37 protein-coding genes are annotated in these 25,458 nt (G+C 57.1%); 10 read left to right on the top strand and 27 right to left on the bottom strand.

Annotation, left to right across the window (positions count from 1 at the left end):
* Positions 1-9: 9 nt before the first annotated feature.
* The 22 genes from NCS03_RS04705 to NCS03_RS04600 form a co-directional block, all read right to left on the bottom strand.
* Positions 10-345: a hypothetical protein gene (locus NCS03_RS04705; RefSeq protein WP_250528842.1), complete on the bottom strand. Its 336-nt coding sequence runs from the start codon at positions 343-345 to the stop codon at positions 10-12.
* 31 nt (positions 346-376) lie between these two features.
* The gene (locus tag NCS03_RS04700; RefSeq protein WP_250528841.1) at positions 377-871 is read right to left on the bottom strand and encodes a phage tail tube protein; all 495 of its coding nucleotides are present in this window, start codon (positions 869-871) and stop codon (positions 377-379) included.
* A gap of 66 nt (positions 872-937) precedes the next feature.
* The gene (gp17, locus tag NCS03_RS04695; RefSeq protein ID WP_250528840.1) at positions 938-1,291 is read right to left on the bottom strand and encodes a tail completion protein gp17; all 354 of its coding nucleotides are present in this window, start codon (positions 1,289-1,291) and stop codon (positions 938-940) included.
* Positions 1,281-1,592: a phage head closure protein gene (locus tag NCS03_RS04690; protein WP_250528839.1), complete on the bottom strand. Its 312-nt coding sequence runs from the start codon at positions 1,590-1,592 to the stop codon at positions 1,281-1,283. The genes gp17 and NCS03_RS04690 overlap by 11 nt, the downstream gene beginning before the upstream one ends.
* The gene (locus tag NCS03_RS04685) at positions 1,592-1,954 is read right to left on the bottom strand and encodes a head-tail connector protein (RefSeq protein ID WP_250528838.1); all 363 of its coding nucleotides are present in this window, start codon (positions 1,952-1,954) and stop codon (positions 1,592-1,594) included. The genes NCS03_RS04690 and NCS03_RS04685 overlap by 1 nt, the downstream gene beginning before the upstream one ends.
* Positions 1,955-2,200, bottom strand: coding sequence for a hypothetical protein (locus NCS03_RS04680; protein ID WP_250528837.1), 246 nt, complete (start codon positions 2,198-2,200; stop codon positions 1,955-1,957).
* A gap of 65 nt (positions 2,201-2,265) precedes the next feature.
* Complete coding sequence (locus NCS03_RS04675) at positions 2,266-3,450, bottom strand: phage major capsid protein (protein WP_250528836.1); 1,185 nt, start codon at positions 3,448-3,450, stop codon at positions 2,266-2,268.
* 89 nt (positions 3,451-3,539) lie between these two features.
* On the bottom strand, positions 3,540-4,223 hold the full coding sequence (locus NCS03_RS04670) for an HK97 family phage prohead protease (protein ID WP_250528835.1): 684 nt from the start codon (positions 4,221-4,223) through the stop codon (positions 3,540-3,542).
* Entirely contained in the window at positions 4,213-5,514 is a 1,302-nt protein-coding gene (locus NCS03_RS04665) for a phage portal protein (protein ID WP_250528834.1), read from the bottom strand. The genes NCS03_RS04670 and NCS03_RS04665 overlap by 11 nt, the downstream gene beginning before the upstream one ends.
* Entirely contained in the window at positions 5,511-7,226 is a 1,716-nt protein-coding gene (locus tag NCS03_RS04660) for a terminase large subunit (RefSeq protein ID WP_250528833.1), read from the bottom strand. Before NCS03_RS04660 ends, NCS03_RS04665 begins: the two co-directional genes overlap by 4 nt.
* Positions 7,227-7,232: 6 nt before the next feature.
* Positions 7,233-7,718: a phage terminase small subunit P27 family gene (locus tag NCS03_RS04655; protein ID WP_250528832.1), complete on the bottom strand. Its 486-nt coding sequence runs from the start codon at positions 7,716-7,718 to the stop codon at positions 7,233-7,235.
* A gap of 98 nt (positions 7,719-7,816) precedes the next feature.
* On the bottom strand, positions 7,817-8,170 hold the full coding sequence (locus tag NCS03_RS04650; RefSeq protein ID WP_250528831.1) for an HNH endonuclease: 354 nt from the start codon (positions 8,168-8,170) through the stop codon (positions 7,817-7,819).
* Between the two features lie 121 nt (positions 8,171-8,291).
* Positions 8,292-8,582, bottom strand: a complete 291-nt coding sequence (locus NCS03_RS04645; protein ID WP_250528830.1) for a hypothetical protein — start codon at positions 8,580-8,582, stop codon at positions 8,292-8,294.
* Between the two features lie 206 nt (positions 8,583-8,788).
* A complete protein-coding gene (locus NCS03_RS04640) occupies positions 8,789-9,058 on the bottom strand; it encodes a BrnA antitoxin family protein (RefSeq protein ID WP_502801511.1) in 270 nt (89 codons plus the stop codon).
* 16 nt (positions 9,059-9,074) lie between these two features.
* The gene (locus tag NCS03_RS04635; protein ID WP_250528828.1) at positions 9,075-9,347 is read right to left on the bottom strand and encodes a BrnT family toxin; all 273 of its coding nucleotides are present in this window, start codon (positions 9,345-9,347) and stop codon (positions 9,075-9,077) included.
* Between the two features lie 52 nt (positions 9,348-9,399).
* Positions 9,400-9,942, bottom strand: coding sequence for a hypothetical protein (locus NCS03_RS04630; RefSeq protein ID WP_250528827.1), 543 nt, complete (start codon positions 9,940-9,942; stop codon positions 9,400-9,402).
* Between the two features lie 32 nt (positions 9,943-9,974).
* Positions 9,975-10,325: a phage protein NinX family protein gene (locus NCS03_RS04625; RefSeq protein ID WP_250528826.1), complete on the bottom strand. Its 351-nt coding sequence runs from the start codon at positions 10,323-10,325 to the stop codon at positions 9,975-9,977.
* Positions 10,322-10,660 carry a hypothetical protein gene (locus NCS03_RS04620; protein WP_250528825.1) on the bottom strand — a complete coding sequence of 113 codons (339 nt, stop codon included), beginning with the start codon at positions 10,658-10,660 and terminating at the stop codon, positions 10,322-10,324. The genes NCS03_RS04625 and NCS03_RS04620 overlap by 4 nt, the downstream gene beginning before the upstream one ends.
* Positions 10,660-10,998: a hypothetical protein gene (locus NCS03_RS04615; protein WP_250528824.1), complete on the bottom strand. Its 339-nt coding sequence runs from the start codon at positions 10,996-10,998 to the stop codon at positions 10,660-10,662. The genes NCS03_RS04620 and NCS03_RS04615 overlap by 1 nt, the downstream gene beginning before the upstream one ends.
* Positions 10,999-11,039: 41 nt before the next feature.
* Positions 11,040-11,654 carry a hypothetical protein gene (locus NCS03_RS04610; RefSeq protein WP_250528823.1) on the bottom strand — a complete coding sequence of 205 codons (615 nt, stop codon included), beginning with the start codon at positions 11,652-11,654 and terminating at the stop codon, positions 11,040-11,042.
* Positions 11,648-12,040 carry a hypothetical protein gene (locus NCS03_RS04605; RefSeq protein WP_250528822.1) on the bottom strand — a complete coding sequence of 131 codons (393 nt, stop codon included), beginning with the start codon at positions 12,038-12,040 and terminating at the stop codon, positions 11,648-11,650. The genes NCS03_RS04610 and NCS03_RS04605 overlap by 7 nt, the downstream gene beginning before the upstream one ends.
* A gap of 282 nt (positions 12,041-12,322) precedes the next feature.
* Positions 12,323-13,354 carry a hypothetical protein gene (locus NCS03_RS04600; protein ID WP_250528821.1) on the bottom strand — a complete coding sequence of 344 codons (1,032 nt, stop codon included), beginning with the start codon at positions 13,352-13,354 and terminating at the stop codon, positions 12,323-12,325.
* A 320-nt stretch (positions 13,355-13,674) separates the two neighbouring features.
* Between NCS03_RS04600 and NCS03_RS04595 the strand changes: the two genes are divergently transcribed.
* Entirely contained in the window at positions 13,675-13,953 is a 279-nt protein-coding gene (locus NCS03_RS04595; protein WP_250483282.1) for a BrnT family toxin, read from the top strand.
* Entirely contained in the window at positions 13,928-14,215 is a 288-nt protein-coding gene (locus tag NCS03_RS04590; protein ID WP_250483281.1) for a BrnA antitoxin family protein, read from the top strand. The genes NCS03_RS04595 and NCS03_RS04590 overlap by 26 nt, the downstream gene beginning before the upstream one ends.
* A 34-nt stretch (positions 14,216-14,249) precedes the next feature.
* Here the strand turns inward: NCS03_RS04590 and NCS03_RS04585 are convergent, their stop codons facing one another.
* Complete coding sequence (locus NCS03_RS04585) at positions 14,250-15,053, bottom strand: ParB/RepB/Spo0J family partition protein (protein ID WP_250528820.1); 804 nt, start codon at positions 15,051-15,053, stop codon at positions 14,250-14,252.
* 233 nt (positions 15,054-15,286) lie between these two features.
* Complete coding sequence (locus NCS03_RS04580) at positions 15,287-15,664, bottom strand: hypothetical protein (protein WP_250528819.1); 378 nt, start codon at positions 15,662-15,664, stop codon at positions 15,287-15,289.
* A 92-nt stretch (positions 15,665-15,756) separates the two neighbouring features.
* On the opposite strand from NCS03_RS04580, the gene NCS03_RS04575 reads away from it, so the two are divergent.
* Positions 15,757-16,245 carry a DUF3450 domain-containing protein gene (locus NCS03_RS04575; protein WP_250528818.1) on the top strand — a complete coding sequence of 163 codons (489 nt, stop codon included), beginning with the start codon at positions 15,757-15,759 and terminating at the stop codon, positions 16,243-16,245.
* Positions 16,246-16,307: 62 nt separating this feature from the next.
* Complete coding sequence (locus NCS03_RS04570) at positions 16,308-16,796, top strand: DUF2513 domain-containing protein (RefSeq protein ID WP_250528817.1); 489 nt, start codon at positions 16,308-16,310, stop codon at positions 16,794-16,796.
* 187 nt (positions 16,797-16,983) lie between these two features.
* On the opposite strand, the gene NCS03_RS31235 is transcribed toward NCS03_RS04570, so the two are convergent.
* Positions 16,984-17,301 carry a Cro/CI family transcriptional regulator gene (locus NCS03_RS31235; protein WP_350029349.1) on the bottom strand — a complete coding sequence of 106 codons (318 nt, stop codon included), beginning with the start codon at positions 17,299-17,301 and terminating at the stop codon, positions 16,984-16,986.
* 92 nt (positions 17,302-17,393) lie between these two features.
* Here NCS03_RS31235 and NCS03_RS04565 point away from each other — a divergent pair, with 92 nt between their 5' ends.
* The 3 genes from NCS03_RS04565 to NCS03_RS04555 all read left to right on the top strand — a co-directional run bounded on the left by NCS03_RS04565 (position 17,394) and on the right by NCS03_RS04555 (position 20,142).
* Positions 17,394-17,918, top strand: coding sequence for a helix-turn-helix domain-containing protein (locus tag NCS03_RS04565; protein ID WP_350029348.1), 525 nt, complete (start codon positions 17,394-17,396; stop codon positions 17,916-17,918).
* 728 nt (positions 17,919-18,646) lie between these two features.
* Positions 18,647-18,928 carry a hypothetical protein gene (locus tag NCS03_RS04560; protein ID WP_250528816.1) on the top strand — a complete coding sequence of 94 codons (282 nt, stop codon included), beginning with the start codon at positions 18,647-18,649 and terminating at the stop codon, positions 18,926-18,928.
* Between the two features lie 956 nt (positions 18,929-19,884).
* Complete coding sequence (locus NCS03_RS04555; RefSeq protein ID WP_250528815.1) at positions 19,885-20,142, top strand: hypothetical protein; 258 nt, start codon at positions 19,885-19,887, stop codon at positions 20,140-20,142.
* 349 nt (positions 20,143-20,491) lie between these two features.
* Here the strand turns inward: NCS03_RS04555 and NCS03_RS04550 are convergent, their stop codons facing one another.
* Positions 20,492-21,091, bottom strand: coding sequence for a helix-turn-helix domain-containing protein (locus NCS03_RS04550; RefSeq protein WP_250528814.1), 600 nt, complete (start codon positions 21,089-21,091; stop codon positions 20,492-20,494).
* Positions 21,092-21,173: 82 nt separating this feature from the next.
* Here NCS03_RS04550 and NCS03_RS04545 point away from each other — a divergent pair, with 82 nt between their 5' ends.
* From NCS03_RS04545 to NCS03_RS04535, 3 genes are all read left to right on the top strand, one after another.
* Positions 21,174-21,833 (top strand): B3/B4 domain-containing protein, encoded by a 660-nt coding sequence (locus NCS03_RS04545; RefSeq protein ID WP_250528813.1) that lies wholly within the window; start codon positions 21,174-21,176, stop codon positions 21,831-21,833.
* Between the two features lie 13 nt (positions 21,834-21,846).
* Positions 21,847-22,467, top strand: a complete 621-nt coding sequence (locus tag NCS03_RS04540; protein ID WP_250528812.1) for a LysE family translocator — start codon at positions 21,847-21,849, stop codon at positions 22,465-22,467.
* 1,295 nt (positions 22,468-23,762) lie between these two features.
* The gene (locus NCS03_RS04535) at positions 23,763-24,305 is read left to right on the top strand and encodes a cytochrome P460 family protein (RefSeq protein ID WP_250528811.1); all 543 of its coding nucleotides are present in this window, start codon (positions 23,763-23,765) and stop codon (positions 24,303-24,305) included.
* A 155-nt stretch (positions 24,306-24,460) separates the two neighbouring features.
* On the opposite strand, the gene NCS03_RS04530 is transcribed toward NCS03_RS04535, so the two are convergent.
* Positions 24,461-25,390 (bottom strand): alpha/beta fold hydrolase, encoded by a 930-nt coding sequence (locus NCS03_RS04530; RefSeq protein WP_250528810.1) that lies wholly within the window; start codon positions 25,388-25,390, stop codon positions 24,461-24,463.
* Positions 25,391-25,458 lie beyond the last annotated feature (68 nt).

Below are 25,458 nucleotides of genomic sequence, written 5' to 3'. Positions count from 1 at the left end.
GGTCGGCCTTCAGTTTTTTGAGGTTTGCTCCTGCGCGCGCTGACCGAGCGCGTTCAGGCGCATTGCAATCTGTGCGAGCTCCTCAAGCAACGGCGCACGACCCGCGCGCATCGCGTGTACGTCTTCGGCGCTGAACATCGCTTGGCCATCGTCGTCAACGACGGTTGCCGCAATTAGGGTCGCCTCGAACCCGCTATTGCCTGTGCCGCTCTTCACGCCCTCGTACAGTGCGTCGCGCGCCGCCCCGGAGAGCTCGCGAAACCGGATTACCGCACCATCCAAGGCCCTAACAGGTTCTTCTACGATCAGCGGCGCAAAGGCCGCCAGAATGTGTTCTCTGTTCATGGTGTCTACCGGCTCCCCGCCGGCTGATTGTTTAAGAATTGGGGAAGATGACTTCCAAATCACCGCTCACTTCAAGATTGACTGAGCTAGCGAGCATCTGATCAATCTTCGCGGCGATCGGGAAGTCTTTGACGTGCGCATCGAATGTAATGACCGTCCTGTCCGACAGCGTGAGCTTGAATCTCAGGATGGATCCGTCCTTTCTGGCATTAAACAATGCCTGATGCGACCGATCTTTCATGTTGACGTGCAACGCGATCGTCACCTGCCCCCAGTCCTGCATGCCGCGCTTCTTTTCGCGGCCCTTGCTATTAAGCCGCGTCACGTCAACCAGGTTCGCCGAACCCGTAAAGCTTGAGATGTCAGTGAAATTTGCGACTTCAGCAAAATTGCTGTCATCCTCGTCTTGCTTCCTGTATTCCAGCTTCGTGCCCTGCGATGGCACAGCGGTCGAGCTGTCCGGTGCCCCGGGAGTCGTATCCTGATTAAGCTTTTTGTCCTCTTGCTGTGTTCGCGTTTCTGCCATTCCTTTCATCCTCCTTTGCAACACTAAAAAGCCACTCTCGAGACACTTAGAGATTCCAGTGGCTCGCTACAGCTCGCTCCAGATGCTCACCTCAAGGCGACTGCCGTAAAGGCGCGTCTCGCGCTCAAACACTTCCGTGGGCGCGCCGAGCGCGATCGCACCCACTGCCGGAACCACCAGCGCGCGAACGACCTGTCGCATCAAAGACGATCGACTTGGAGCGGTCGTGTGCCACACCGCGATCTGCACACGCGCGTAGTACTTGTCGAATGCCGCGCCGCTCAGGTCAACCTCGATCTTGCCCCCTGCTACTTGATAGACGATCCAGGGGGGACGCACGTCTTGGTCAGCGACATCTGGAAATACGTGGCCGTCCGCTAGATGCGCCAGAGCGTTCCGAATGATTTGCTCAGCGCTCATCGATCACGCACACAAGGTCAATGTGTTCTCGCCGCGCAAGATCGGGCTGCACCGCTTCGATACGCATGATCAAATCGTCGATCGTCACTCGCATGCCCGCGCGGATTCCCTTTCGATACCGGATACGCACGCTCGCACTTACGCGACTGATTGGCGCATCTGCTGCGATAACCTCGCTGCCACTAAGGAAGCGCACGTTCGCCCACGTCGCGGAGACGAGGTCCCATTCGATCAACTCGCCATAAGGCTTAGCAGCCCGGCGCTCAATGCGCACGCGCCGGTTGAGGTCGCCCGCACGCATCAAACGCCGAGCCCCTTGCGATACGGAAACAATAGTTGCCTCGATACTAGGGGCAGTTCCGAGACCCTCGCCGAGGTGCCAACAACGACGTCCTCGCGATATGCGTACAGCTTGCCGAGAATCAGTAAGATCGCCGCCCGCACGGCGTCGTTGATGACAATCGGATCGTCACCAGCCGTCCCTGCGCGAACGGCCGCGGCCATGTCGTCAGCGTTTGCGTAGATTTGTCTATTAAGAAAGTCCGATGCAGACTGCACCGACGCGCGCGTGTAGAGCGCGATCAAATCATCAGCTACACCCGCTTCTTCACGCAGATGCGCGAGCGCTTGATCAGCCGTAATAACGGGCGTCGGATCAACCATTCATCGGACCCTTGCTTTGTTCTGAGGATCCGGCGCCTTCTTGTTTGACGGAAACGAAGCAGTCTTTCCGCTGGCACCTTCGTCACCGGTGTCGACATCGCGAACGAGACCATTAGCTTTCAACTCGGCCGCGCGCACACGGGTAACTTCATACGGGGCGCTATTAGAATGCTTAAATCCATCCTCCCCGCCATACGTTCGGATCGGCTGCACCACAACCTTGTTCGGATCGCCGTTGTTGCTCATTGAAAGCCCCCAAGAATCAAAAAAGCCGCATCGAAGGCGGCTTCTGATTGGATTGCGACGCAGCGTCAGCCGGCCTTAGCGGTCACTTCGCCAGTCACGAATGCCTCGGGACGATAAACCGCCAGCGCGAGTCGTTCTTCCGCGCGCAGCGTGACCATGTTCTTGACGAAGTCATCCTGATTCTCCGTCGAAATCAGCACCTCGACCTCCATCCGATCGAAGATCTGCGCAGCCATCGCAAATGCACCGGTCAGAAAGTGATTTTGCTCCATCGCTTGTGTCTCTACCACCGGCAGATTCCACAGGCGCGGCGCGGTGCCGTTGACCGGATTCCCGATCAGATAGCGACCTTCGTTATCCTTTGCCAACTCGATGGTTGCCCAGTCGATTGGGTTGAGCACGATGCCTGTCGACGGGAACTCCGCCAGCACCGCTTGCAACAGGGCAAGTCGAATGCGATCGATAGGCGTGGAATTTGCGATCGCGATCTTCGGGTCGAACTTCTGGGCCTGCGGAAGAATGCCGAGGATGTTCGAACCAGTGCCGTCGCCGCTCAGCAGTTGAGCTTCTTCCGAATACCTCAGGCCGTACCGAGCGCGCCCGTCGATGTAGCTTTGGAGCATCGGTGCATCGTCCAGGATCTGCCGCGATGCTTTGAAGACATGCGCGATCGTGCGCACCGGTTGGTTCTTCAGATCAAACTTGATGTCCGATTGCGGTTTTTGCTGGCCTTCGGCCACCGTTGCCGATGCATTGGTGAACCCGGTCTCGACCGTGTATTCGATTGAGTTCGCGCTGGTTTGACCCGGCATGAGCAGATCGCGGATTGTCATCGTACGATGCCCCGGCGCCACAATGCCAGCCTGACGGTCGGCGACGGTCAGCGAATTCGTCGCACTTGTTCCGGTACCGACCGTCGACCCGACATTCATGATGTCTTTGCGGTCGATGCGAACGCGCACAGACTTGCGCGCACTGCTGTCCATCCCCTTCATCTCTTCTGATTGGGCGACCAAGCGTCCCCAGCTCATCGCTTCGACCGGCTCCCGCGGGTCTTCTCGGCGCGCGAGCTTTTGCTCCGTCTCAGTCAGGCGCGCTTGCAACTCGCCTTGCTTAAGCAACAGCTCGTCAACCTTCGATTTCGTATCGGCACTGACTTCGCCGGCCGACTTGGCCTGCTTCAACGCTTCTTCGCCTGACCTCTTCACTTCGTCGCCGATGCGCTTCAGTTCGGCGGTAACCTGTTCCATTACCTGCTCGGGATTCGAGCCGCTCTCCTTTCGGCCATATCCTTTACGGTTCAGCTCACGGGATTGTGTAGTGTTCATTGTGCGATTACTCAGAAAGAGATTGATTTGAGGCTGTCCAGCAGCCGATTACTTACATCGTTTGCCTCGCTGCCAGACTCGCTCTGGAGCAGATGTTTCAAGCCACGGTTAGCGATGACCGCTGATTGTGATTTCGAGAAGCCTGCCTCGCGCAGGAACCGCTCGAATTCGGAAAGGGAAGGGATGCCGCCGTGCGCGATGACAGACTTCACGGCCTCAACGCGCGCTTCCGGGTTCGCTGGATTCGTGACGATGCTTATTTCGACAAGGTCCAGCTCAATGAGCGTACGTTCGCCGGTTTTCTCGTTGAAGCTTGAGTTGTTGACGTAGTAACCGATCGACAGCCCAGTGATTGCCTTAGCCTTCATGCCACGATAGGCAATCTTCGCGCTGGGCGAATCGCTAAGCCACAGTTCACCTTCGCCGAAGAGTCCATGATCGTCCTCTTTCAGGCCGGACCACGAGCCAATCGGGGTATTCGTGTTGTGTTGCCAAAGGATCGGCAGCGCGCGACCACTCGACTTGATTTCTGCGAGGCTTTTCTTGAACGAACCGGGGGCGACGATCTCGCCATAGCTGTCGACGTTTCCGAAAACGGACCCGTAGCCTGAAAAATAGCCACTCTCGTCGACCGATTTAACGTCAAGATCGAACGCGCGGACCTTATAGCCAAGCTTGCCGCTCTTACACTTCATCCTTTTGCTCCTGATTCAGCCAGTTCTTGAACGCGTCCCGCGCCTGCGATGCAGCCGCCTGCTCCCCAAGTTTGTCGATCGGCAGAAGCGCCGACTGCACCGTTAAAACGGCCGCATTGCCGCCCATCGGCGGCAGGTTTTCTTTCACGCGGCACTCGTCGCGCGTCATCAGCCCGTTCTGCGTCATTTGCGAATAAAACGCCGCACGTCCTGCACTGTCGGCGCGCAAGAGCCCTTCAACTGAAAACTCGGCGTAATAGGATCCGCGCTCGGTCGGCGGGATGCAGCCTTTACTGACTGTCTGTTCGATGCGGGTCAGCCATGGACGCAACGAAAACGTCAGAAAGCCGATCATTTGCTGCTCGATGCCAGTGCCCCAACTGGTGGATTTCTCGCTGTGCCCGACCATGAACGGCGGCACGCGGAACCAGCGGCAGATCTCCTCGACATTGAACGCTCTGGTTTCAAGCAACTGCACATCACCCGGATTCATGGTGATAGCCTGATACTTCATGCCTGCCTCAAGCACCATCGTCTTGCCGGCCTGAATTGCGCCGCCGAATTGCTCGGCAAGGTCGTTGCGGATCTCGGTTCGCTTCTCCTTCTGCAGTACTTGGTCAGTGGAAAGCACGCCCGAAGGCCGCAAGCCGTTCTTGAAGACGCTGCTGCTGGTCTTGTTCGCCGCGGTCGCGTTACCGAGTATCTCGCGCGCATACGATATTACGGAGAGACCTGTCAGACCGTCGAGGCTGAAGCCCCGAAAGTGCAGCACATCATCTTCCGACAGCGTCGCCATCGTGCCGTCGAGAGCCCTATACGTGTATTGCAGCGCACCTGTCGATAGACGCTTGACCTGGGTGCGCTCAGGAAGCATTAGTTCAAGGCCGATGATTGTTCCTGCCGAACGAAGTTTGCGCGCGTAGCCATTGCCCCACAGCAGCATGCTGGCGACAATGACTTCCCAGAATTCCGTTGCCGTGTTTTCGGCGTTCGGTTGACGATGCAGGATGTCGTAGAGCTGATGAGATGTTGCGATCGACCGCGTCCCATCAGTCGCCTTTCGATAGAAGTTCAGCGGTAGGGTCGCGATCGTTTCAGCGATTAAGCGCACGCACGCCCATGCCGCCGACAATTGAAGCGCCGAATCGACAGTGACGGACTCGCCACTGGACGAATTCATCCCGCCCCACGCGGCCCAAAAACTTCCGTCCGTCAGCGAAATCGGCACGCCAAGCCACTTCAGGACGCGCGCCTTAATGCGTCCCGGCGACTTCTGCTTGCTCTGCTTCATACGATGATCGGACTCGAAAGAAACTCCTCGATGGCACCGGTTTGCCCTGCGAGCATGGCCCGGCCGATTGCCATAATCAGCGCCACGGCGCCGTCAATCTTGTTGTCGTTCCCCTGCTTGACCGGGCGGACGACGTCATCGTTGCCCGGCAGGTATTTGCCGACCACATTGCTCACGCACCAGGTCATGATCGGGTTGCCGTCGTGATGGAACCTGCCCGACGTGACCGCGGCCTCGAATTCCTTCATCGGATCTGACATGTTCGTGTAGTTTTGGATGATAGTGACCGGCGTCAGTCCTTCGTCTTCCAGTTGATGCGCAAGATTTGTCGCACCGTGGGGGTCTAAAGGCACATATTGCACAGGACACGCGCGGTCTGCCTCGACGGCCTCGTTCAGGATCTCGCGATAGTCGATCTCCGCGCCAGATGTCTCAAAAAGGTGCCCAGCATTCACCCACTTTTGGTAACGCTCGGCCATCCGCCGATTCTCTGTGTTTTTCACCGTGTCTTCTGGCACCCAGAAGCGCGGTGCCACGCTGTAGTAATGCCGTCGGCCTTCGATGTCGCGCCAGAAAAGACGCGCCATGCTGTTCAGGTCGAGCTTGCGCGCCATGTCGAGCGCGAGGATGCAGTCCTGGCCCTTGAAACGTTCGAGCGTTAATGTCGTGTCTTCGCACGCCTTCCAATCTTCCAAGTTGAAGTAGCCCGCCTTCGCCGACGTCCAGACATTCAGATGCTTCATCTTGAACGTGTTGGTGAAGCGTGCGGACTTGATCGCCCGCTGCTGCTGGCTCTCCAGATACTCCTGATAAACCGAGATGCCGATGTTCGGGTTGGCTTTCGCTAGCACTTGCGGATCTGTCCAGTCGTCGCCGTGATCGATGGTCCAAATCCACCCAAAAAGCTCGTCGTCGTCGACCGTACCCTCAAGCATCTCGATAACCTGCCGCCGCTTGTCGTAGCACGGGCCCTCGATGTTTGCACCCGCTGTCGTGATGATGAACATCAACGGCTGTCTGCGCGCGCCCATGCCGGTGAGCATGGTCTCGTACAGCGCGGAGGTGTCGTGCTCGTGATACTCATCGACGATTGCACACGAAGGCGATGCGCCGTCACCCGGATTGCCGATCAGCGGCTCGAAGCGGCTGCCGTCCTCCGGTTTGTTCATGTTTGAGGCGTTCACCTCAATCCCGGCAGCTTCGATCAGCAGCGGCGAGCGCTTTACCATCAGGCGCGCAGGCCGGAACACCTCCCAGGCCTGTTTTTCGGTCGTCGCGCCCGCATACACTTCGGCGCCGAACTCGTTATCCGCGATGAACATCGCGATGCCAACACCGGCAGCAATGACACTTTTTCCGCACTTGCGCGGAACCTCCCAATACGACTCGCGAAACCTCCGGAAGCCAGACCGTTTTTCGATCCAACCGAACGTGCACATCAGCCCAAATTTCTGCCACGGCTCCAGCGTCACGAGCTGGCGCTTGAACGCCCACTCACCTTTGACATGCGGCAACAGCTCGATCAAGGCAAGCTTGCGCTCGGCCGCCGCTGCGTCAAACTTCCAACGAAATTCTTTTCTACGGCTTGCCGTGAGGTCGTCCAGATGCCGCTGACACGCGAGTTGCACATATTTGCACGATGGCCGCTTACCGCGCACGACTTCGCGTGCGAACCGGAGACCCTGTTCCACGTGCGGATATGTTCCTGCCATCGTGCACTAATCACCGAGCAGTGCGCCGAATGGGTTGTCCGGCTTCTTGTTGCCAACGCCTGTCAACCGCTGACGGCTGACCGGATCAAGCCCGAGCAGCGCGCCGGCCGTGCGCATCGTTGCGAACGCCGCCCGCTTGACCGTTTCCGCTGGGTTTTTCATCGGCGATCCTTGAGCGCTCATAATTACGAGCCCATTTGCATCAAGATCTTCGCAGGCCCGACGCCAATCCTTATATGCAGAGCAATACGTCTCCAGCACTTCAACATCGGTCCACTGCAAAACCTTTTGCGCGCAAAGCCGTCGTGCCACGCGATGCCACATGTCCGCCGCGTAGCCGGTGATCCAGTCTGGCGGATCGATGTTCGCGATGGCGCCGAAATCCGGCTCATCCTTATTCAAAGCGCGTTTGCCGGGGTTGCCAGCAGCGATCTTTCGCGCCGTCGGCTTAGGTTTTCTGCCGCGGCCTGGGACCGTGGCAACGCCACTCATCGGCCAACTCCTGAATTTTTAATTTCGCGGGCGTAAAAATTCGACGGACCGGTCGGTCCCTAGGCGATTCGACCCAGACTTTTCCACCCCCCTTCCCGTCAACGGCGTTCACTGCCAGTCTTAGTCGCATGACACTCACGGCAGATGCTTTGGAGATTCTCATCAGCGTCAGTGCCGCCTTGAGACTTCGGAACCCGATGATCCACCTCAGTGGCAATGGTCACCCGACCAATGCGCTTGCACACCTGGCATAGGCCACAGTCGCGCGATAAGATGCGCTCGCGTTTCTTGACCCAAGCGTTGCCATAGCCCCGGGCGTGGCGATTGCCTCGCACGGCGTCTGCCTTCCACTTTATTTCCTCGTGCGCATGCTGCTCGCAATACGACTTACCGCCAGCGACGAGCTCCCGGCATCCACGATGTTTGCAAGGGCGTTTCGGTCTGTTCGGCATATGTAGTTGCGTAACTTCGATTTGCGAACTAGCCTCGTTAGAGGCTACTGCACAACGCTCGGACAAAGACAAAAGGCTAGGCGGCTCCTACCTTGCGCGGTTAGGCTTGCACCTATAAGAATTAGTAACGACTCGGCGAATCAACTGTCATTTGCGGCTTGCCGGTTTCCGCTGCGTATTCGTTCAGAGCATCAATGCATTGCATCAGCTCGGCATTCACAGAAATTGCGCGCTGAAGTTTCTCCTCCACCGCAACTCCGTCGAACGCTACGACGCGATCATGCCTGCCAATGCTTTGCCGTACGATCCGCGAAAGCTCCGACAACGCGGTCGATCGCCTTACCCGCAGATCGTGAAACGCTTCAAGCGTCGCGTGATAACGACCGATAGCCTCGAAGTTGGGCTGAGTCATAAGCACTCCGTCGAGCGAGTTTGAGTGCAAGTAGGAACGAATAGATCCTCCTCGGCAATGCAAAAAGCCCACGCGGCGAAACCGGGTGGGCTTTTTCTGGGCGCAACTCTGCCGCCACGTGGTAATTGTGCTTCAGTTTTCTAGTATGTGCAATAGCTTTATGAACTACTCACGGATTCATTCATTCCGTTCTCTAGAGCAACCGATCAAGCAGGTCGGTGGGTCTTTAACCATTCACGCAGCGTGTCGTTTATGCGTGTCTGCCAGCCATCGCCCGACGCTTTGAATGCTTCAACGATGTCCGCATCGTAGCGCACGGATAGCAGCAATTTCGGCGATTCAAGGCGCGGTCGACCGCGCTCGCCACGCCGCTTCATCTTCTTGAATTGTTCGTCCGACACCTCGTACGTGTCCGGATCTGCGGCGATGCCGCGATTGATTGCCTTGTCTTCCTCGGGTGGCGGGAGTTCGAGCACGCGGCCCGACCGCGTCCTAATCGTATTTGGCATAGTTGCGCACCTCTCGGTCGTTTGCCTTGCGAAGGCTAATGACATGCATTGTCTCGCCACGCTGCGTGAAAACCACACAGTAGAGGCGCGTGCCGATCGGAGCGATGCCGACTTCACGCACTTCCATGTACTCGCGACGAGCATCCACGTAGGACAAGACTGCCGACCAATCGATCACCTCTGCCAACTGAGCGACATGCCATGCTTGGCAATATTCGCTTCGTTTTTGCTCGGATCGTATGTGATGTCCATGCATTAATTGCAGCTACAGTTATTGCATCGCGCAAGGAATATTTGTAGCGACATTGTCAGCGCTTACGGATTAGGTTCTTTGCGACCAACGCGGGACGCATGAACGCCTTCGCTTCGGAGTAGTCGCGTTCCTGCGTCGCGGGGCTGCGAGGATTTTCGAAGACGACCGCGCCTGCGACGAAGTTACGCACTGCCGTCATTACCGCAATTCGATGCGTTAGCGACAGAGCGGCAATTATTGGCTCGACAGCCTCCCCTGTCGTGGCGCGCAATTGATTGTCAACGTCCTCGCCGAGCTCGTCATACGTCATCCACTGACGGCTGCTGCGGCAGTCGCGAAACATCGCACTGGCACGTCCATACCCAACTGCGGGCTCGTATGACTGACTCCACTCGTACCATTCGGTCAGCACAACATCGATCTCATCTGCCGCAATGGCGCTTTTCGTCATGGGGTTCCTCTTTCCGTACTGTTCGCAGCGGTAACCGTGGTCCTTGCCGGTGGCGCAGATGGTTCGCATGGAGCCGATGAATTCGTAGGTGCGTTCGTGCGGGCAGCCCTTGCAGGTCCCGCCCTCCTTCGCGATCAGTTGCAGCAACGGATCACGGAATGTGTTCGGCGGGCGGAGTGTCAATCCGCAACCTCAAGCCCGAAGACTTCGGCAACGCGCAGGCGGCATATCGCGACCTTCGGCGACTCATCGACCATGATTCCGTGGAATTCCGGGTTCAGCTGAGATTCGGCCAGCCATTCGACCTTCCCGCCTGCGCGCATACGTGGATACGTCACATAGCGCTGACGTTCGGCAATCGGTGCGGCGATGTGCCAATCGTCGGACGGCTGATAATGAATAAGACCGACTGACTGGACGTCGACTTGGCACCATTCCATGCCGCATGCGCGCTTCACTTCGGCATCCATGCCCTCGGCCTTCGCCACCCAGTAGTCGAGCTGTGCGCCGGAGAGTTCAGAGACGTTCATTTCGGCTCCATTGGCTTCGTCAAGCCTCGGCGCTTCGCTCCCATCACGGCGAAACACGGTTCGAAATCGGCGGGAATCATGCTGCGTTTCCGGGCGTCTTCATTCACGCCCGGCTGCTTCGAGCGATTGACGGTGATCGTCACTTTCTCTCGGGTTTCCGTGTTGGTGCTGCCCATACGGGAGCTCACGTGACAACGCGCGTGCACATGCTTCGCGTCGATGTCGATGCCGGCCGCTTTGGCGACTTGCTCTGCAATCAGGCGTTCGAGTTGGCCGTTCTCGATCACCGCTCTATTAATCGTGGTGTCCGTCCGGCTGCTATATAGCTTGATCATCACGCTGCCTCCTCGCTCACGTCCATTTCTTCCAAACCGCTCGCGAGGAACGGCGCCAACGTTTTGCGGTTGTCGTCAATAAACGCCTTCGCGCGATAGACTCCCTGCGCGATCCATTTGCTGTCTAGTATTGGGATGCGGGAGCGATAGTGTTCAGGTATCCAAGCATCTGCCCAGACGAATTGACGCTCGTTGTCCCGCAGTTTTGCAAGAGCGAGTCGATACACCATCGTGTCCAACTTCAAACGAGGAGTGACCGGCACGTGAATGCGGTGACCGCCTTTGCCGCGGACTGCCCGCCACACCGTGCATTCGTCAACCGTAATGCGACATTGCATGCTGCTTCTCCTTCTTGCCCATCTTTGCGGCGCGCATGGACCTACACGCCTCGTACGCGCGGTCCCACGCTTCGAATTTCCTCAATGTCCCAGCCGCCACCGTCTCGGGTCTTTCTCGGATATGCCACCTTGAAGACGAGGGGAAAGAGCGATGCGGCGACCTTCATCTTGACTTTCGCGTCGTCACTGAAGATGGCACGCGCGCCTTTTACATCGTGCATCTCAAGTAGCCCCGACGCGGGTAGCACGACGTAATCGACGGTCAGGTAGGTTTTGGGGGCGAGCTTAAGCTTGATGCCCTCGAAGCAGTACCATTCGATCTCTCCGGCGCGCCGCCGCTGCTCCAAGTGCTCCGCGTACCGCTTCTCCGTCGCGTTCTCTTTGCCATCGGGCAGACGACCAAGCGCATACAACTTTTGCTTTGCATCCGCGCTTGGCGCCACCGCCTGTCGGCGATACGCGGGGGTAATCAGCGCCGGCGCGTCAAGTCCGTCTGCAAGGTCGTCAAATCCTGCCGACGCAGAAGGTGGCTTCCCCGTGCTCTCAAAGATGGCGCGCTGAGCCGCCGTCATATCGCGCCGCGCCTCGCGAACCGTCGCCGTGCCCATTGCGGTTGCGCCTTCGTTCAGGCGAATTGTTCGACTGCGCTTCACCATGCTCCTGCCACCTCCCTTTTAACCAGGGTGAGCAGATACGGGACGCCGAGCAGCATTGCGACGGTGAACTCGCCCTGCCAAGCGAGAATGCCGAGAATGGCCGTCGTCGACACGAAGTCGTAAAAGGCATTGACGGGATAGCCGTGTTCGTAGTCCTTCGCAGGCACAAGTACGGCAACGATCCACATTATTTCGGCCATGACAAAGAGGTAGGCAATGGCGAGATCCCGCGCGAGGTTGTGACCACCCTCAATCCACAGGTACAGACAGATGGCGAGTAGCGCGTCGAACAGGACCGCGCGGACAAGCATTTGTGCATTCATGATCTTTGGCTCCAGCGGATCGGACTGAAACGACATGTCGAGCGAATCGACACGTAATGCCATTCGGACATCCATGCGCATTTGCGAAAGCCCAGGCGATGCATGCGCTCCGAGCCGGCTTCTTCAATTGCGTACTTGCAGGTTTCACATGTGTTCATGCCACCTCCGTATTGCGCGTTTTGTCACGCGGGATGCTGTCGAAATGCGCGCAGAAATGCTCGTATCGCTCCTCGCTCGGCGGCCTACTTTGCGCAGGATGTCCACACACCATTCGATTGCCCCTTTGCTTCCGACAAACAAAAGATTTCTTTCCATATGCCTCGACTCCGACCGCATGCTTGCGCCCTATTTGGCCCAGGCGTGAAACTCCGACGGCAACAGCGCGTCGCCGAGGGTGTCAATCACGTTTTGATAGAAGCGCTCAGAACCGCTGCGTTGTGCGTCCTTGAGCACGTGGTCGATCCACGGCCCCTTGCCGGCCGCCTTAGCGACTAGCACCCTGTATTCGGGCAGAGACTCGTCTACGCGTTTCAGGCGAACACCGAGCCGCGCCGCCTCGCAACAGACGTCCGCTTCACCGCCGAGCCACCACGCAGCTCGACCGCCTCGCACAGGGGCGTCGGGCGCATCGGCTAGCACCTCATCAATGAAACGGGCAAGGAATCCGACATTCACGGCTCGGCTGTCAGCGTCACGCTCGCGCGCTGCCACCGCCCGGCGATGCGCTTCGCGTAGCTGATCGGTCGTCAGGCCTCGACCCACCCATGCGAGCACATGCGCTCGGTCCCGACCGCGATCGACCACGCAACGTTTGCGACGCGCAGCCTCCAAAGCGGTCAGCAGCTCGGTGAGCTCGTGCTCAGGTTTCGAATTCTCGTTTTGCAAGCAAGCAGCAGCGGCAGCATCGAAGTTATCCACAGGCTCACGCGCGCACGCGTTGCTGCTGCTCTCTGCTGTAATCTCTGCTGTAGTCTTTACACCGTTAACGACCTGGTCAAACCCCTCTCCGCGGGCAGGGGTTTGACCGGTCCGCGGACAAGGGTTTGACCGCTCGGCGGGTTGGGGAAAGTCCATCTCCCGAAATGGACTTTTCCCATTTCGGGGAATGGGGTTTTCCCATTCGGCCGACTCATCGTCCTCTGACGCGTGGCCATCCTCGACCAGTCGCTCGAGCGCGTCCTCGTCGATGCGGAAATAGATCTTGTGCTCCAGACGCTTCTCGGTCTCGATCAACACGCCTGATTTCTTCAACGCGCGACGCGCAGCCCTTTGCTCCTCGTAAGTCAAGCCAGTTTCCTCGCACAGTTCCTCTGAGGTCTTGTGAACGCCTAACTCACTGGTGGCACGGCTTTGCCAATAGAAGATCTGGCAAAACAACACGGTTGCCTTAACGCCACCTAGGTATCGAGCAAGGCCGGGGTAGTACGCGACTGGGCGACCAATGTCACGGAGAACGCCAGATACCCTCATGCGCCACCCCCGCTGTTACTTCGCGCGTCTGAGGCAAACCAAGAGCAGACAAACGATGTCCAGTGCGGCAGCGTCGTAAGGGCGCGGAGTGACGCTAAGAAAGAAGGCGTGTTCAGGACGGGCAGTCCCTCACAAGCAGCCCGTCGGTCGGGCTCGAAAGTACGCCCATCTGATCGTACGTACAAAAAACCTTGATTGCCATCTTTTTTGTACGTACAATTTGCATAATGGACATTACTTACGACGACAATAAAAGCGCTCGGAATGTCCGAGAACGCGGACTTTCCTTCGACCGAGCCAGAGAGTTTGACTTCACGTCGGCCCTCGTTGCGATCGACGATCGCCGCCCTTACGGGGAAGTCCGATATGTCGCACTCGGCTACTTGGACAAGAGGCTGCACGTAATGTGTTTCACAGAGACTCAAACCGGAATCAGGGTGATCAGTTTCCGCAAAGCTAACGAGAGAGAGGCGAAACGCAATGGCAAAACGCTCACGATTGACTAATGAAGCAGGCGAAGTCAGAGAATTGACAGCAGCTGACGCAAAGCTCTTCAAGCCAGCTGGTGAAGCGCTGCCGCCCAATTTGCGCGAGAAACTGGGCGTACGCGGACCGCAAAAGGCGCCGACCAAGAAGCCGGCAACGGTGCGGTATGACGCGGACATCCTTGAGGCCTTCCGCGCGACTGGGCCACGTTGGCAGTCACGTATGAATTCAGCCCTTCGCGATTGGCTCAAGACGCACGCAGCGGAAGAAGCGCCGATCTGAGATGCAAGCCTGCGCCTGGCCCGGCTCGGGGGCGTCATGCTTCCTCCCCGTGGTCGAGCTCGATCCCGAGCACCCAGCGAAGCGCATCAGCACGATCTCCCGAAGCTGACTCCAACTCACGTGTGATCTCTTTGCGGCTCCGCAACCTCGGTCTGTCGTTGCTTATCACTTTGCGTTGAGCGCGAGCGCGCGCGTGACCGACCGCGTGCTCCCCCGCTGCGATTAGCTCCCGAACCTTCTCACGTTGAGCATCCGGGGATAGCTTCGACAGCTGGCGCGCGTGGGTGACGTTGATGCGCTCGCTCTCGACCGCCCTACGGACGTCAGCGCAGCATTCGAGCAGCGCGATCGTGGAGCGCACCGTAGACACCGAACATCCGAAGACTGTGGCGACCTCAGCGTCGCTGAAACCGAACGCCATGACGCGCCGCATCTTTTCCGCTCGACCAAGCGGTGTGTCCGCCTCGCGCAACTCGTTCTCAGCGATGATCGCGGTGAGCGCGGTGCGGCGCTCACCGCGATACACCTGGGCAGGAATCTGAATGGGTTGTTCGCCGCGCGCTCGCCGCCATTCATTCACGAGCCTCGCCGCCTTGGTACGCTGTCGACCGACGGCGACTTCCGTTTCGCCAGTCTCAGTGTTTTTAACAACGGAGATCGGCTGCAAGACGCCTTGAAAGTCGATATTCCGCGCGAGATCCTCGTTCACTGCGAGATCGACGCGAGGGTCGTACAACGGCGACGTGACGTCAGTCACGAGCACCAATCGCGCGGGATCGAAGAACAGCAGATTCGTCTTTCCTGAAGCTCCATATGCATCAACTGAATTCTTTGCCATTGGGCTCTCCTGTTAGCTCAGTGGTCGCACGGCAGGCGCCCATCGCTGTCTTGCCTTGCCCCGCAGGACAGGCATGTCAGCAAGACGGTTGGAGAAGCCGAGTTTTCTGACGAAGCGTCGTACTCGACGCACTGAGCGTCCTTCACATCCTCACCGTCTCCGCATTCGTCGCGACCGTGCTCCGGTAGTAGTACTAATTCGTTCGAAGGGTTCTGTCTCCTTCGACGGGTGGCCTATTCGACGCTCACCGGTTCAGAGTCGGTCCCGGCCGCTGCTTCAACCTCGGCGCTTACCTCGACATCCTTCCCCGATACGCCTTCTTTTTGCTCATTAGCTTTCGCTTCCTTCTCGTCCTTGGAGAGGGGTGCTGCTTCAGTTTCGGTTTCAGTCTTGGTCGGCGGCGGCGGCGGTGGAACGTAAGCGCGGACGAAGCCTGCCATCGGAATCGGGCTGCACGGCTCGTGTTGGAAGTGGCGCTGAGAAAGCGTCTCGTGCACGCCAGACACAACGTGAAACGCCTCGGGATTTTCTTCGCGAATCCGCGCTTCCACGTGTGGCCGTGTTTCTTCTGTCGCTTCCTTAAGCATTTGTTGGTGTCGTGCAAGGTGCATATCTATTTCTCCTTTTCAAAAGGTGGGGTCTTCAGCCTCTGGCAGAATCTTGGCTCCTACACGTCGAAACTACCCTGTCGATCGGAGACCCCGTGGACGTCCAAACCCTTAGCGCAGCGCTTAGCAGCGCACGAACAGCATTTGAACTCGTCAGGTCCGCAGCAGCCTTGCGCGATGATGCGAAGATCACCGCGGCGCTGGAGGACCTTCAAAATCGGATCATTGATGTCCAGAACACCGCACTTCAAGCCCAAGAAAAAATTTCGTCTCTGCTGGATGAAAAGCAGGCGCTCAAAGACGGGAAACGAGAGCTGAGTGCACGAATAGCTGAGCTTGAGAAACAACGGTCCGAGCGCGAAAGCTATGACCTGCACGAGCTCAGCGAAGGCGTCTTTGTCCTGGCAGAGCTGAATTCTTCGAAGACCGGCCGAAGCCCTCACTACCTTTGTCAGCCCTGCATGGACAACGCGGCGAAGAAAGGCGTACTCAAGCGCGCGCAGGTTGCGTACGAGTACGTTCTCGTTTGCCCGATATGTAAAAACGATTACCCGACAGGCGAGTACGTCAAGATCGCAATTTGATCCGTGTGGCTTGATCATGATCACGCAGCCCCCGCCATCGAAAGGACATCAACCAGCCCTACATGAAACTGGATCGGAAATTTCAAAAGGAAGTAATGCTCGCACTCGCGGACATCTACCCTCGTCTCGGTCACGCAGAACACGTCGGCAATGTGCCGGAGGACGTCCGTGCCGCGAACCTCTTTTATTTGGCCGAACACGGGCTCATCACCACGTGCGTGTGGTTTTATTTGGACAACACGGTTCGCTATCAGCCAACACGCATCACGAACGATGGAATGGACTTCCTTGCTAGCGACGGCGGACTCTCTGCGGTTCTCGGAGTTGTGACGGTCAAGCTTCACGAAGACACCCTGCTTGAATTGATTGGCCGGCGGATTGAGACATCGGATCTAGCCCAGACAGATAAGAAGCGATTACTCGATCAGCTTCGCGGGCTGCCCGGCGAGACCATAAAACACCTGACACTGAAACTAGTTGATGCGGGGCTGGCAAACTGGCCGGCCGCACTTCAAGCAATTGAAACGTTCTTGGTGCGCCCGGCTCACTGAGTTCTGGCATAACCGCAAACCGGGCGTAACCAACAGTCGCCGACAACCGAAGCCAGAAAAAGTCTTCTGTGCATGCAGATTCGATAAACGTGCCGTTCTTGTGAAAGATCAACCCATCGATTTGCAGCGCGGGCACGCCGTACTGGTCCTGTTCGCCGTGGATCGTCATTACGCAGCCTCCGCTAAATCAGCGAGTGAGCTTTTCCGCTTTCGCCAAGGGGATCGAGTCATCAATGCTCCGTTTTCGTCGGGCCGGTGCGCGGACGTTCTCGGTAGGCAGCTCCGTCCCATCGAGCAAGTCTGGCCAGATCTTGTGCCATCTCGCCGGCTCTAGATCAGCCGAGTCGGTAACGCATCGCCCGGTCACGACGGCCAACTGAGCGACTCGCGGCGGCGGTACCCCTGCCTTGCGCCACGCGATTACGGATGGGTGAGTGATACCCAATTTGCGAGCTACAGCACGCGGCCCGCCGAGAAGAGCGATTAACTCAGTCGGTGTGAACATGTCCCGATGGTAGCTATATCTACCTTCAAAAGCAAGCCATAGCTACCCTCCCGAGTGGTAGCTTTGTCTACCGACCACAATTGAGAAACTCTATGGCTGTACTTGCCGAACGACTCCGAATAGCCATGCAGGGGCCACCAGTGCGGAATGTCGCAGATGTAGCGCGCGCGTGTGGAATTGCGTCGTCGTCCGTCAGCGCTTGGCTTTCGGGTAAGACTAAGAAAATCGAAGGTGCCAATCTGCTCGCGGCTGCCGAGTACTTGGGCGTCAATCCTAAGTGGTTGGCGAACGAGGAAGCCCCTCGGGATGCGCCGTACGTCTTCAGGCCGAGGTCGGGCCCCGGCGGAGGCGACGGGAAACGGCACGGGCGCGACCGCCATGATCTATTTTCACAAAGCGAATTGGAGCTCCTAAGCCTAATTTCGGGCCTAACCCACACCCAGCAAGAGGAATTAAAGGCGGAGCTGAAGGCTAAGGTCTTTCATAACGATCGACTAGAGCATGAACTCAAGCAACGCCGTTCGCGTTCGAAGGAAGTCGCAACAATCGAGACCGCCACGGCAAAAACAACTCGACCTGATAGAGCTGTTAGGAAACGTGCGCAATCCAAGACATAGGATCGCCATGTCACCGTCGCCGTGCAACCCGGGTCATGAGCACGCAGCGTAGAGAGCTCTTTACGTCTGCGCGAACAAGTTGATCAAGCTCCGTCATGCTCCGACCGTGACGAGCATTCAAGCATCCGTCAGGCCGGATAGCGTTTCCGGCAATGAAAGTTGGTAGCTATTGCTTCATATGGTAGATATGTCTACCATATGGCTTTCGGCTGATGATCTCCGACTATGCATCCACTCCCTCCTGTCCGATCGACCGCGGCCGCAGTCCCGAAGAATGATCCTCACGCTGGGATCCGGCGCAACGCGGAGCGAATTGCCCAAGCGGTTAGCCGGCCCACGTCGAATGCACGTGCGGCGTCTCCGTCCGTCGCAACGGGAGCTACGCTAACTCTCGAAAGAAGAGACAAATCACCTCTTGCCCGCGATAAGCGCGCTTTGCGAGAACAGATCGTCGAGAGGCTTCATGCCGGCTATACAACGAAATCTCGGCTGGTTATCGAGCTACGTACTAGCTTGAGGCTGATGGACGATGCTCTTGCTCTTCTCGAGGAGGACGCGTTCATCGAGAGCTTCACGATGCTCAGCGCGCGTGGACGTCTCGATTTGTTTTGGTGTCTCCCCGGACAGGCGCCTTTCGCGAAAGCACCGGCCTTCCCTTTCCGAGGCGAAGAGACGCTCAGAGCGATGCAAAAGCACGCCGCGTTTCTTGCCAGTCGGGAGACAAGACAATGAAGCTTCTTACTCGCGCGTTCATTCTCGAAAAGTACGGCGTGCGCCTCACGATGAATCAGCTGGCCACACTTCTCGCGATGTCAGAAGGCACGATCCGCAACCAGGTCAGCGCGGAGACGTTTCCTATTCCGACCTACACAGAAGGTGTGAAGCGGTACGCTGCTTATGACGCAGTAGCAGACTACCTCGACGAGATGTCCGCTAAGGCACGCGGACTCTGCTCAGGCAAGCGGGCAGATCCTTCGATACAAGAGATCAATCGCGCCGGTCCGAATTGAGCAACGCCGAAGGCTATGAAACATCGTCCGGCGTTTTCACCTCAAACGTTGTCGATCGCGGGCTCTCGTCTGTCCGACCAGACTCAGTTGAGTGCCACCGCGCCGCTTTTTGATTTCCGCGCGTTCAGTTGCAGCCGACTTCCGGCCGGCAACGTCGTCGCACCGTTCCCTCCTAGAGCAGCAAAATAGCTGGTCCGCAAGCCCATCAGCTGATTCGGCGATCTTGGCTCGTTCGACCGCGACTGCGCCAAGTTTGCGTTCATCGCGTGCATCGATCTTTCGACTTTGCTTAGTTTTTCCCATTGACCCGCATCGGCGTGAAGGGCCAGAGACGTAACACGCTCCGCGTTAATAAACGTTCTGGTTAGGCAAATACCTCTACATCCCGCGATGTTTATCGGCAATAGTTACTTGGCCTACCGCTTACCATTAATTCGTTGCGGGATGGGCTTTTCAAACCAAGCCGCCGTTTGCCGGATTAGCGGTAAGCGGCCAAATCTCTATAGGAGGTTGTGTGAGCCCCATGTGTTTTGTTAAAGCGCTCTCCTCGCTCGGACCTGAAGCGTCTTTCGATTTCGGCGAGGTTGAAATCCCTGCGGGCACCAGGACCGCATCTATTGATGTGTCTGAAAAACTTCCGGGAGGCGTTCTCGGCGCATTGTTTTCCGATGTTGGCTCGGGCACGTTGCCCTATAGTTACGAACTCAGGTCCCCGTGCTCGATCGTAGTTCATGCTCCGCCCCATGTGATCAGGGATGGAAAAATCGTGAAACGCGACTTCCCCGCTAAAGCGCAGTGGTTGGCGGTAGGCAAAAACAAACCCTAAGCGCCTGGCTTGCGGCGGTCCTCCCGTCCAGCGCCTTCAAAACGCGCGTCGATAGATGCTTCCGGAAGCGCGCGTTCCGCGCAATGATCGTGGCGCGGCCGCTCGCGTTACTCAATGGTAGGAGAAACGAATGTTCGAAAGAGTAAAAATTGCTTTGGTCATTGGTCTTTTATCTGTCTCTTGTGCGATCTTAGCCGCTGGCGCTGCTGAAAAAGCAGCGTCCAAACCGCAAGCGTCAAATACCTCATTACGGATGGAAAGATGTCAGTGGCTTCTTGAGAAATCGAAAAGAAAGCACGACCATTACCTGAAAGAAAACCCGCCGAATTGGGATGCGTATAACAGAGCCGTCTACAATGACATGAAAGCTGCCAATTGTGCTAACTAATCAATAGCACGGTTATCATTCTGATTATCCTACGACGCGACAACAATGTTGTTCGATGTTGTCGCGTCGTCAGATACACGCACGGCGCGAAAGAATCTTGTATCTAAGAGAAATCAATAATGATTCTGTTTGAAACGTCATCAGTGTTTCAGTTCGGTGTCTGCTCTCCATGTCAGAGGGGGCCGATCCGTAACCAGATCGGCGCATAAGCGCTCCTGGTCCTACTCCCCACGTAGGGAGCATAGCGCTAGCAGCTATAACGCGGTGGCTGACTATTTCAACGATACGTCGGCCGAATCGCGCGTGCAAGCGCTGGCTCCGGTGGAACGCATGCGCGCGGAACGCGTCATTAATGAGGCTCTGCAACGGTCATTGTAAAAATGAGCTTCGCCTTACCGTCGTTCGAGTACTGATGCGGGACATCGGTTTTGGCCACCGCGGAGCAACCAGCTTGAATCCGAAGTTCTGTCTCGTTCACTGCTATCTTCAGTTGGCCCTGTTCGACATGCAGCAGTTCGTATGTTCCGTTAGGGTGTCCAGTGGATTCGAAGATCTCACCTGGCTGCATCTCCCAACGCCATAGCTCGATCATGCTCGGCCCGCCAGTGCCGGCGAGTAATCGCGCCGAGCCGCCCTTTGGCCCCGTCCACAATGTTGGGATTTCATGCTTTTCGACGAGTCGCACAGCAGGTGGACTGGCTACGTTCACGATTTCTGCGACGGAGACGCCGAGCGCCGCTGAGATCTTGCAAAGGATGGCGATGCTGGGGTTGGCAGCACTCTTTTCGATTTCGACAAGCATCCCTTTGCTGACCCCCGAGCGCCGAGACAGCGCATCAAGCGTCAACTTTTGCCGCTTGCGAAATTCCTTCAAACGAGTCGCTACCGCCTCGCTCACTGTTTGAACGTCGGCGCCTGATTCGGTCGATATATTGACTTTTTTGGTCACTGGTCAGTATGATGGTACAAAATGGTCATTCATCACCAAATTTTCTATGCTCGCCGTAATGCCGTCAATCGACCGCCAAATCGTGACACTCGCCCCCGGCTTTCGTGCGCGGTCCGTGAGCGTCAGCGCGTCGCCAATCGTGAATCCGGGCTTTGGCCAACAAGCGCTCGACGAAGCCTGCCGTTCGATCGCGACAGGCGGCGCTGCCTGGGCCGACGCCCACCTTTGCGCATGGGCCGAGGTGTTCAGAAAGTTCGGCGCCAAGCCGCAGCGAACTCCCTGTTCGGCAGAGGCATTGCGCAAGCGGGTGCTGAAAGAAGGCAGGTTGCCAAGCATCGATCCCGTCGTCGATCTTTATAACGCTGTCAGCCTCCGATACGCGATTCCTGTAGGCGGCGAGAATTTCGCGGCTTATGTCGGGATCCCTAGACTGGCGATTGCGGATGGGACAGAGGGGTTTGACACGATCAAAGACGGGGCGCCTGCCCTTGAAGCCCCCGAGCGGGGCGAAGTCGTCTGGCGCGACGATGTCGGCGTCACCTGTCGCCGTTGGAACTGGAGGCAAGGCGTGAGGACCAGATTAGCTGCCGATGCAAAGCAGATGTGGTTTGTTCTCGAGAGTCTGCCCGAGATGCCAATCACCGCTTTGCAAGAAGCTGGTGACGCGCTCGTCGATGGCCTGCGTCGCTTGATGCCCGACTCCGCTATCGAAGCTCGTCTGATCGGGCTAGTAACTCAGTGACGCAGGCTTTCCAATGTTTCCGTCCCCGACGTTTCTTATAGCCGCGCTGGCATTGGCGGTCGTTCCCGGTCCTGGTATCACCTATGTAGTTGCGCGTACTGTCGCGGATGGTCGCTCCGCAGGCATAGCCTCTTCGATGGGCGCCGCAATCGGCGGCATGGTCCACGTTTTTGCTGCCGCACTCGGACTGTCGATGCTTATCACCCAATCAGCCGTGGTCTATGCGGCTGTGAAGCTCATCGGCGCAGCGTATCTCGTCTATCTTGGCATTCGTATGCTCCTTCCAAAGCCGCCTCAAGATATGAAGTCAGCGCCGCTCCGGACTCGAGCACCTAAAGCGTTCAAAGACGGGATCATCGTTGAGGCGCTCAATATCAAGACAGCTATGTTCTTCTTAGCGTTTATCCCGCAGTTTCTCTCTGCCAATTACGCGCCCGCGCCGCAGTTCATTGTCCTCGGCACGACCTGCATCCTGTTGAACACTACAGTCGATCTAATCGCCGTGTTCACAGCGCACCGAGTTGTCGCATCAGGCGCGGCGAAATCCGCCAAGCAACAGCTAATGACACGATCGTCGGGCGTGTTAATGATCGCGCTCGGCGTGCTCCTCTCTGTCGCGAATCGAAAAGCCTAGCTCGTCGGACTGCTGGCGGCTTTGACCGCCCGCGTAGTTGCTCTTGCACCCTTTAGGACCGCTCCGGTACTCGGTTTCTACACCGGCTCGGAACGGCCACACGCTACTCGCAAAAATCCGATGCCGCCTTATTTTGTGGAAATCCAGTGCGAGCAGATTGGGGATGACGGAAGGACAAGCAGCACCCGCCTTTCAACGCGCGGCGACGACTTGAAACACGGCCGCGTTAAAAAGGTTGCATTTGAGGTCCAGTTCTCGGCAACGTCCAAAGGTGCCGCCGAGCGCGCAGCAGTGAACTGGACTCGCAGCTTCGTCGCTACGAATTTGCAGGTGGTCGAAGCGGCTTTGCGTCCTGCAGTCGAGAAACCGGTCCGCAATGCAGCGCCAACGGTCATACCGTAGACGCACTGATGTTGAGCAGCGTCTGCCTGCGAACACATCGCACGAACTATTACGCTCACAGTTGAGACGTGCTCTTTCGGGCACCCTCGTACTTTAGCCCGGTAGCCAACCCGGGTTTTTTTCGCACCGCGCTTGGAGTACTCCTGTACCATCTTCAACAGTCGGCTGAAGGCGTAGTTGAACGTCCGCAAGGCGATGCAACCGTATTAACGGGTTGCATCCTGTAGACGCTAGCTCGCTTAGAAGTCTGGAAGCTGGGCTACGCTTGTGACTTTGGCGCGAAACTCAGAATTTCAGACTAACGTCTAGTTTTAGCCCGCAGGTCGAAGTAGTCTGATCTTCCAAAGCGCGGGGGACGATGTTCCTTTTTTGTTTCCTGCGCGGTTTGTCATTCTGGGATTCAGTGCTCATAGGAGCGTCGATGCGCCAAACTAAAGTTCGACTCGACTCCGACGACATAAAAGTCCACTGTGTCTGCTACCTAGTTTGTGCGACACTCGTGTCCTACGGGCTGACACAATCATGGTCACTTTCTCATCTTGTCGAGTCCACACGATTATGGCAGGCACGCGAGAAAGCAAATTTCGACTGGATGGTACGACTTCAACTTGGACAGCTCGCATTGAAGATCTGCAGAGAACACGTCAAACGAAGACGCCGTTGTCCGGCCGCTCAAAGTGTCTTCAAAGATACACTTGATTTGGACTTGAGAAGTGCCGACGTCATCGAAATGTGGGCATGCTGTCGTGACGCCCTGAGCCAGCAATAGGCTTCAGCCAAGGTTCTGTAGCTGCATAACCCGGCGCCGCACTCTACGCTTGACAAGAATAAGTCGCAGAACTAGCTTGAACCTTGACTCGCGGAATGCGCGGTTGATTCGGGGACCACCGAGGATGATGCGAAAACTGTCGGTCCTAGCGCTGATATCAACGTCGCTCTCTGCGTCGATTCCGCTACCGACCGTTGCTGAAGAGAGCGCGTCGTCAACGGCGGACGACCGGGCCTCGCCGGTGTTCGGTGTAACTCTTCCCCCAGGCTATCGCAACTGGCAATTCATCAGCGTTGCGCATGAAGCCGGCAACAACAATGACATTCGTGGAATCCTCGGAAACGAGATCGCAATGAAAGCCCTCAAGGAAGGGACTCTTCCCTTCCCGGACGGCTCTATCATCGTGCGGCTTGCCTATGAGTACGTCCCGTCAGAACGGAACAACGCCATCTTCGGCCGCGAACAGTCTTTTGTCGCTGGAGCCCCGACCAATGTGCAGATCGAGGTCAAGGACTCTAAGCGTTACGCAAATACTGGCGGATGGGGTTACGGTCAGTTTGAGAACGGCAAGGCCAATCCCAGCTTGAAAATCATCAATAGCTGCTTTGCTTGTCACGCGAAGCTGCCAGCTGCTGCGGATTTCGTGTTCACGACTTTCTCGAAATAGATCTTCTTATAGGATGCTTCTATTGCGCAGCGCGGGATCTCGACCCATCTGCGGTAGCTGTGATCTTCCTGGATCGTTGAGAACGTCGGATGCTGCGGGGACCCATCCAGTGCCAATCACACACGCTTGCGTCCCGCCCTTATCGCTACACTGCCCTAGCGAGGTTTCGACTCAACTCTCCGCGCGAGAAACTCCCGGATCAGCGGCACCATCTCATCTGCCTTGTCTTCCAGAGCAAAATGACCCGTATCTATCAAGTGGGTCTCGACTTCAGGCAAATCGTTTTTGTACGGGTATGCGCCGTCCGCAGGGAAGATGAAATCATTTTTTCCCCACACGATCAACATTGGAGGTTTGAACTCCCGAAAGTACGCCTGCAACTCCGGGTATAGAGGCAGATTGGTTCTATAGTCATAGAACAGGTCTAGCTGAATGTCATTGTTGCCCGGGCGATCGAGTAATGCTTGATCATGGACCCAGTTGTCCGGCGATATACGGGTCCGGTCAGACACGCCATCGGTATATTGAAAGATAGTCGTCTCGATCGTCAGTAGCGGCAGCAAGGCCTTGCGGCTTGAATCCGAGCCGTCGGCCCAATAGGTTTTGATAGGGTCCCAGAATGCCTTGAGGCCTTCGTCATATGCGTTCCCGTTCTGGACGATGAAGCCGGTCACGCGGTCTGGATGCTTTAGAGCGAGTCGCCAGCCAACAGGCGCGCCATAGTCCATGACATACATTGCGTACCGGTTGATGCCGAGGTGATCGAGAAGTCCGTCCATCAACTCGCCGAATCTATCGAACGTGTATGCGAACTTCCCACGGTCCGGCATGTCGCTTTGACCAAAGCCGGGATAGTCCGGCGCGATCACGTGATATCGGTCCGCGAGCGCAGGGATCAGTTGCCTGAACATGTGCGACGACGTTGGGAACCCGTGCAGAAGCAGAACAACAGGGGCATCTTGGGGGCCAGCCTCGCGGAAGAAGATCGTTAGTCCGTCAATTGTCGCTGTTCGATAATGGGTGACTGGCGGTGTCGGATTTGCGATGCTCACCGCAGGCGTAGCGTTCGAAGCGACTGTGTTCATAACGATGCTCCATGGACGGATAGGATCCCGCTGTTCAGCGCTGGGTGTCTGAGCGGACCAATACACTT

Origin of the sequence: Caballeronia sp. ATUFL_F1_KS4A (genome assembly GCF_023630905.1) — a bacterium.
GTDB lineage: Bacteria > Pseudomonadota > Gammaproteobacteria > Burkholderiales > Burkholderiaceae > Caballeronia > Caballeronia zhejiangensis.
The sequence above is the reverse complement of the archived record's forward strand: the minus strand, read 5'-3'. Positions and strand labels throughout refer to the sequence as shown.

What these genes read in the sequence shown, in the direction of transcription:
- NCS03_RS04610 (WP_250528823.1), bottom strand. Translation starts at nt 11,654, where the DNA reads ATGGTGAAGCGCAGTCGAACAATTCGCCTGAACGAAGGCGCAACCGCA.
- NCS03_RS04705 (WP_250528842.1), bottom strand. Translation starts at nt 345, where the DNA reads ATGAACAGAGAACACATTCTGGCGGCCTTTGCGCCGCTGATCGTAGAA.
- NCS03_RS31235 (WP_350029349.1), bottom strand. Translation starts at nt 17,301, where the DNA reads ATGTTCACACCGACTGAGTTAATCGCTCTTCTCGGCGGGCCGCGTGCT.
- NCS03_RS04675 (WP_250528836.1), bottom strand. Translation starts at nt 3,450, where the DNA reads ATGGAACAGGTTACCGCCGAACTGAAGCGCATCGGCGACGAAGTGAAG.
- gp17 (WP_250528840.1), bottom strand. Translation starts at nt 1,291, where the DNA reads ATGAGCGCTGAGCAAATCATTCGGAACGCTCTGGCGCATCTAGCGGAC.
- NCS03_RS04590 (WP_250483281.1), top strand. Translation starts at nt 13,928, where the DNA reads ATGGCAAAACGCTCACGATTGACTAATGAAGCAGGCGAAGTCAGAGAA.
- NCS03_RS04670 (WP_250528835.1), bottom strand. Translation starts at nt 4,223, where the DNA reads ATGAAGTGTAAGAGCGGCAAGCTTGGCTATAAGGTCCGCGCGTTCGAT.
- NCS03_RS04560 (WP_250528816.1), top strand. Translation starts at nt 18,647, where the DNA reads ATGAAGCTTCTTACTCGCGCGTTCATTCTCGAAAAGTACGGCGTGCGC.
- NCS03_RS04660 (WP_250528833.1), bottom strand. Translation starts at nt 7,226, where the DNA reads ATGGCAGGAACATATCCGCACGTGGAACAGGGTCTCCGGTTCGCACGC.
- NCS03_RS04530 (WP_250528810.1), bottom strand. Translation starts at nt 25,390, where the DNA reads ATGAACACAGTCGCTTCGAACGCTACGCCTGCGGTGAGCATCGCAAAT.
- NCS03_RS04595 (WP_250483282.1), top strand. Translation starts at nt 13,675, where the DNA reads ATGGACATTACTTACGACGACAATAAAAGCGCTCGGAATGTCCGAGAA.
- NCS03_RS04620 (WP_250528825.1), bottom strand. Translation starts at nt 10,660, where the DNA reads ATGATCAAGCTATATAGCAGCCGGACGGACACCACGATTAATAGAGCG.
- NCS03_RS04555 (WP_250528815.1), top strand. Translation starts at nt 19,885, where the DNA reads ATGTTCGAAAGAGTAAAAATTGCTTTGGTCATTGGTCTTTTATCTGTC.
- NCS03_RS04605 (WP_250528822.1), bottom strand. Translation starts at nt 12,040, where the DNA reads ATGGCATTACGTGTCGATTCGCTCGACATGTCGTTTCAGTCCGATCCG.
- NCS03_RS04615 (WP_250528824.1), bottom strand. Translation starts at nt 10,998, where the DNA reads ATGCAATGTCGCATTACGGTTGACGAATGCACGGTGTGGCGGGCAGTC.
- NCS03_RS04690 (WP_250528839.1), bottom strand. Translation starts at nt 1,592, where the DNA reads ATGCGTGCGGGCGACCTCAACCGGCGCGTGCGCATTGAGCGCCGGGCT.
- NCS03_RS04680 (WP_250528837.1), bottom strand. Translation starts at nt 2,200, where the DNA reads ATGAGCAACAACGGCGATCCGAACAAGGTTGTGGTGCAGCCGATCCGA.
- NCS03_RS04565 (WP_350029348.1), top strand. Translation starts at nt 17,394, where the DNA reads ATGGCTGTACTTGCCGAACGACTCCGAATAGCCATGCAGGGGCCACCA.
- NCS03_RS04625 (WP_250528826.1), bottom strand. Translation starts at nt 10,325, where the DNA reads ATGAACGTCTCTGAACTCTCCGGCGCACAGCTCGACTACTGGGTGGCG.
- NCS03_RS04570 (WP_250528817.1), top strand. Translation starts at nt 16,308, where the DNA reads ATGAAACTGGATCGGAAATTTCAAAAGGAAGTAATGCTCGCACTCGCG.
- NCS03_RS04580 (WP_250528819.1), bottom strand. Translation starts at nt 15,664, where the DNA reads ATGCACCTTGCACGACACCAACAAATGCTTAAGGAAGCGACAGAAGAA.
- NCS03_RS04535 (WP_250528811.1), top strand. Translation starts at nt 23,763, where the DNA reads ATGATGCGAAAACTGTCGGTCCTAGCGCTGATATCAACGTCGCTCTCT.
- NCS03_RS04645 (WP_250528830.1), bottom strand. Translation starts at nt 8,582, where the DNA reads ATGACTCAGCCCAACTTCGAGGCTATCGGTCGTTATCACGCGACGCTT.
- NCS03_RS04585 (WP_250528820.1), bottom strand. Translation starts at nt 15,053, where the DNA reads ATGGCAAAGAATTCAGTTGATGCATATGGAGCTTCAGGAAAGACGAAT.
- NCS03_RS04650 (WP_250528831.1), bottom strand. Translation starts at nt 8,170, where the DNA reads ATGCCGAACAGACCGAAACGCCCTTGCAAACATCGTGGATGCCGGGAG.
- NCS03_RS04700 (WP_250528841.1), bottom strand. Translation starts at nt 871, where the DNA reads ATGGCAGAAACGCGAACACAGCAAGAGGACAAAAAGCTTAATCAGGAT.
- NCS03_RS04540 (WP_250528812.1), top strand. Translation starts at nt 21,847, where the DNA reads ATGTTTCCGTCCCCGACGTTTCTTATAGCCGCGCTGGCATTGGCGGTC.
- NCS03_RS04665 (WP_250528834.1), bottom strand. Translation starts at nt 5,514, where the DNA reads ATGAAGCAGAGCAAGCAGAAGTCGCCGGGACGCATTAAGGCGCGCGTC.
- NCS03_RS04655 (WP_250528832.1), bottom strand. Translation starts at nt 7,718, where the DNA reads ATGAGTGGCGTTGCCACGGTCCCAGGCCGCGGCAGAAAACCTAAGCCG.
- NCS03_RS04635 (WP_250528828.1), bottom strand. Translation starts at nt 9,347, where the DNA reads ATGCATGGACATCACATACGATCCGAGCAAAAACGAAGCGAATATTGC.
- NCS03_RS04685 (WP_250528838.1), bottom strand. Translation starts at nt 1,954, where the DNA reads ATGGTTGATCCGACGCCCGTTATTACGGCTGATCAAGCGCTCGCGCAT.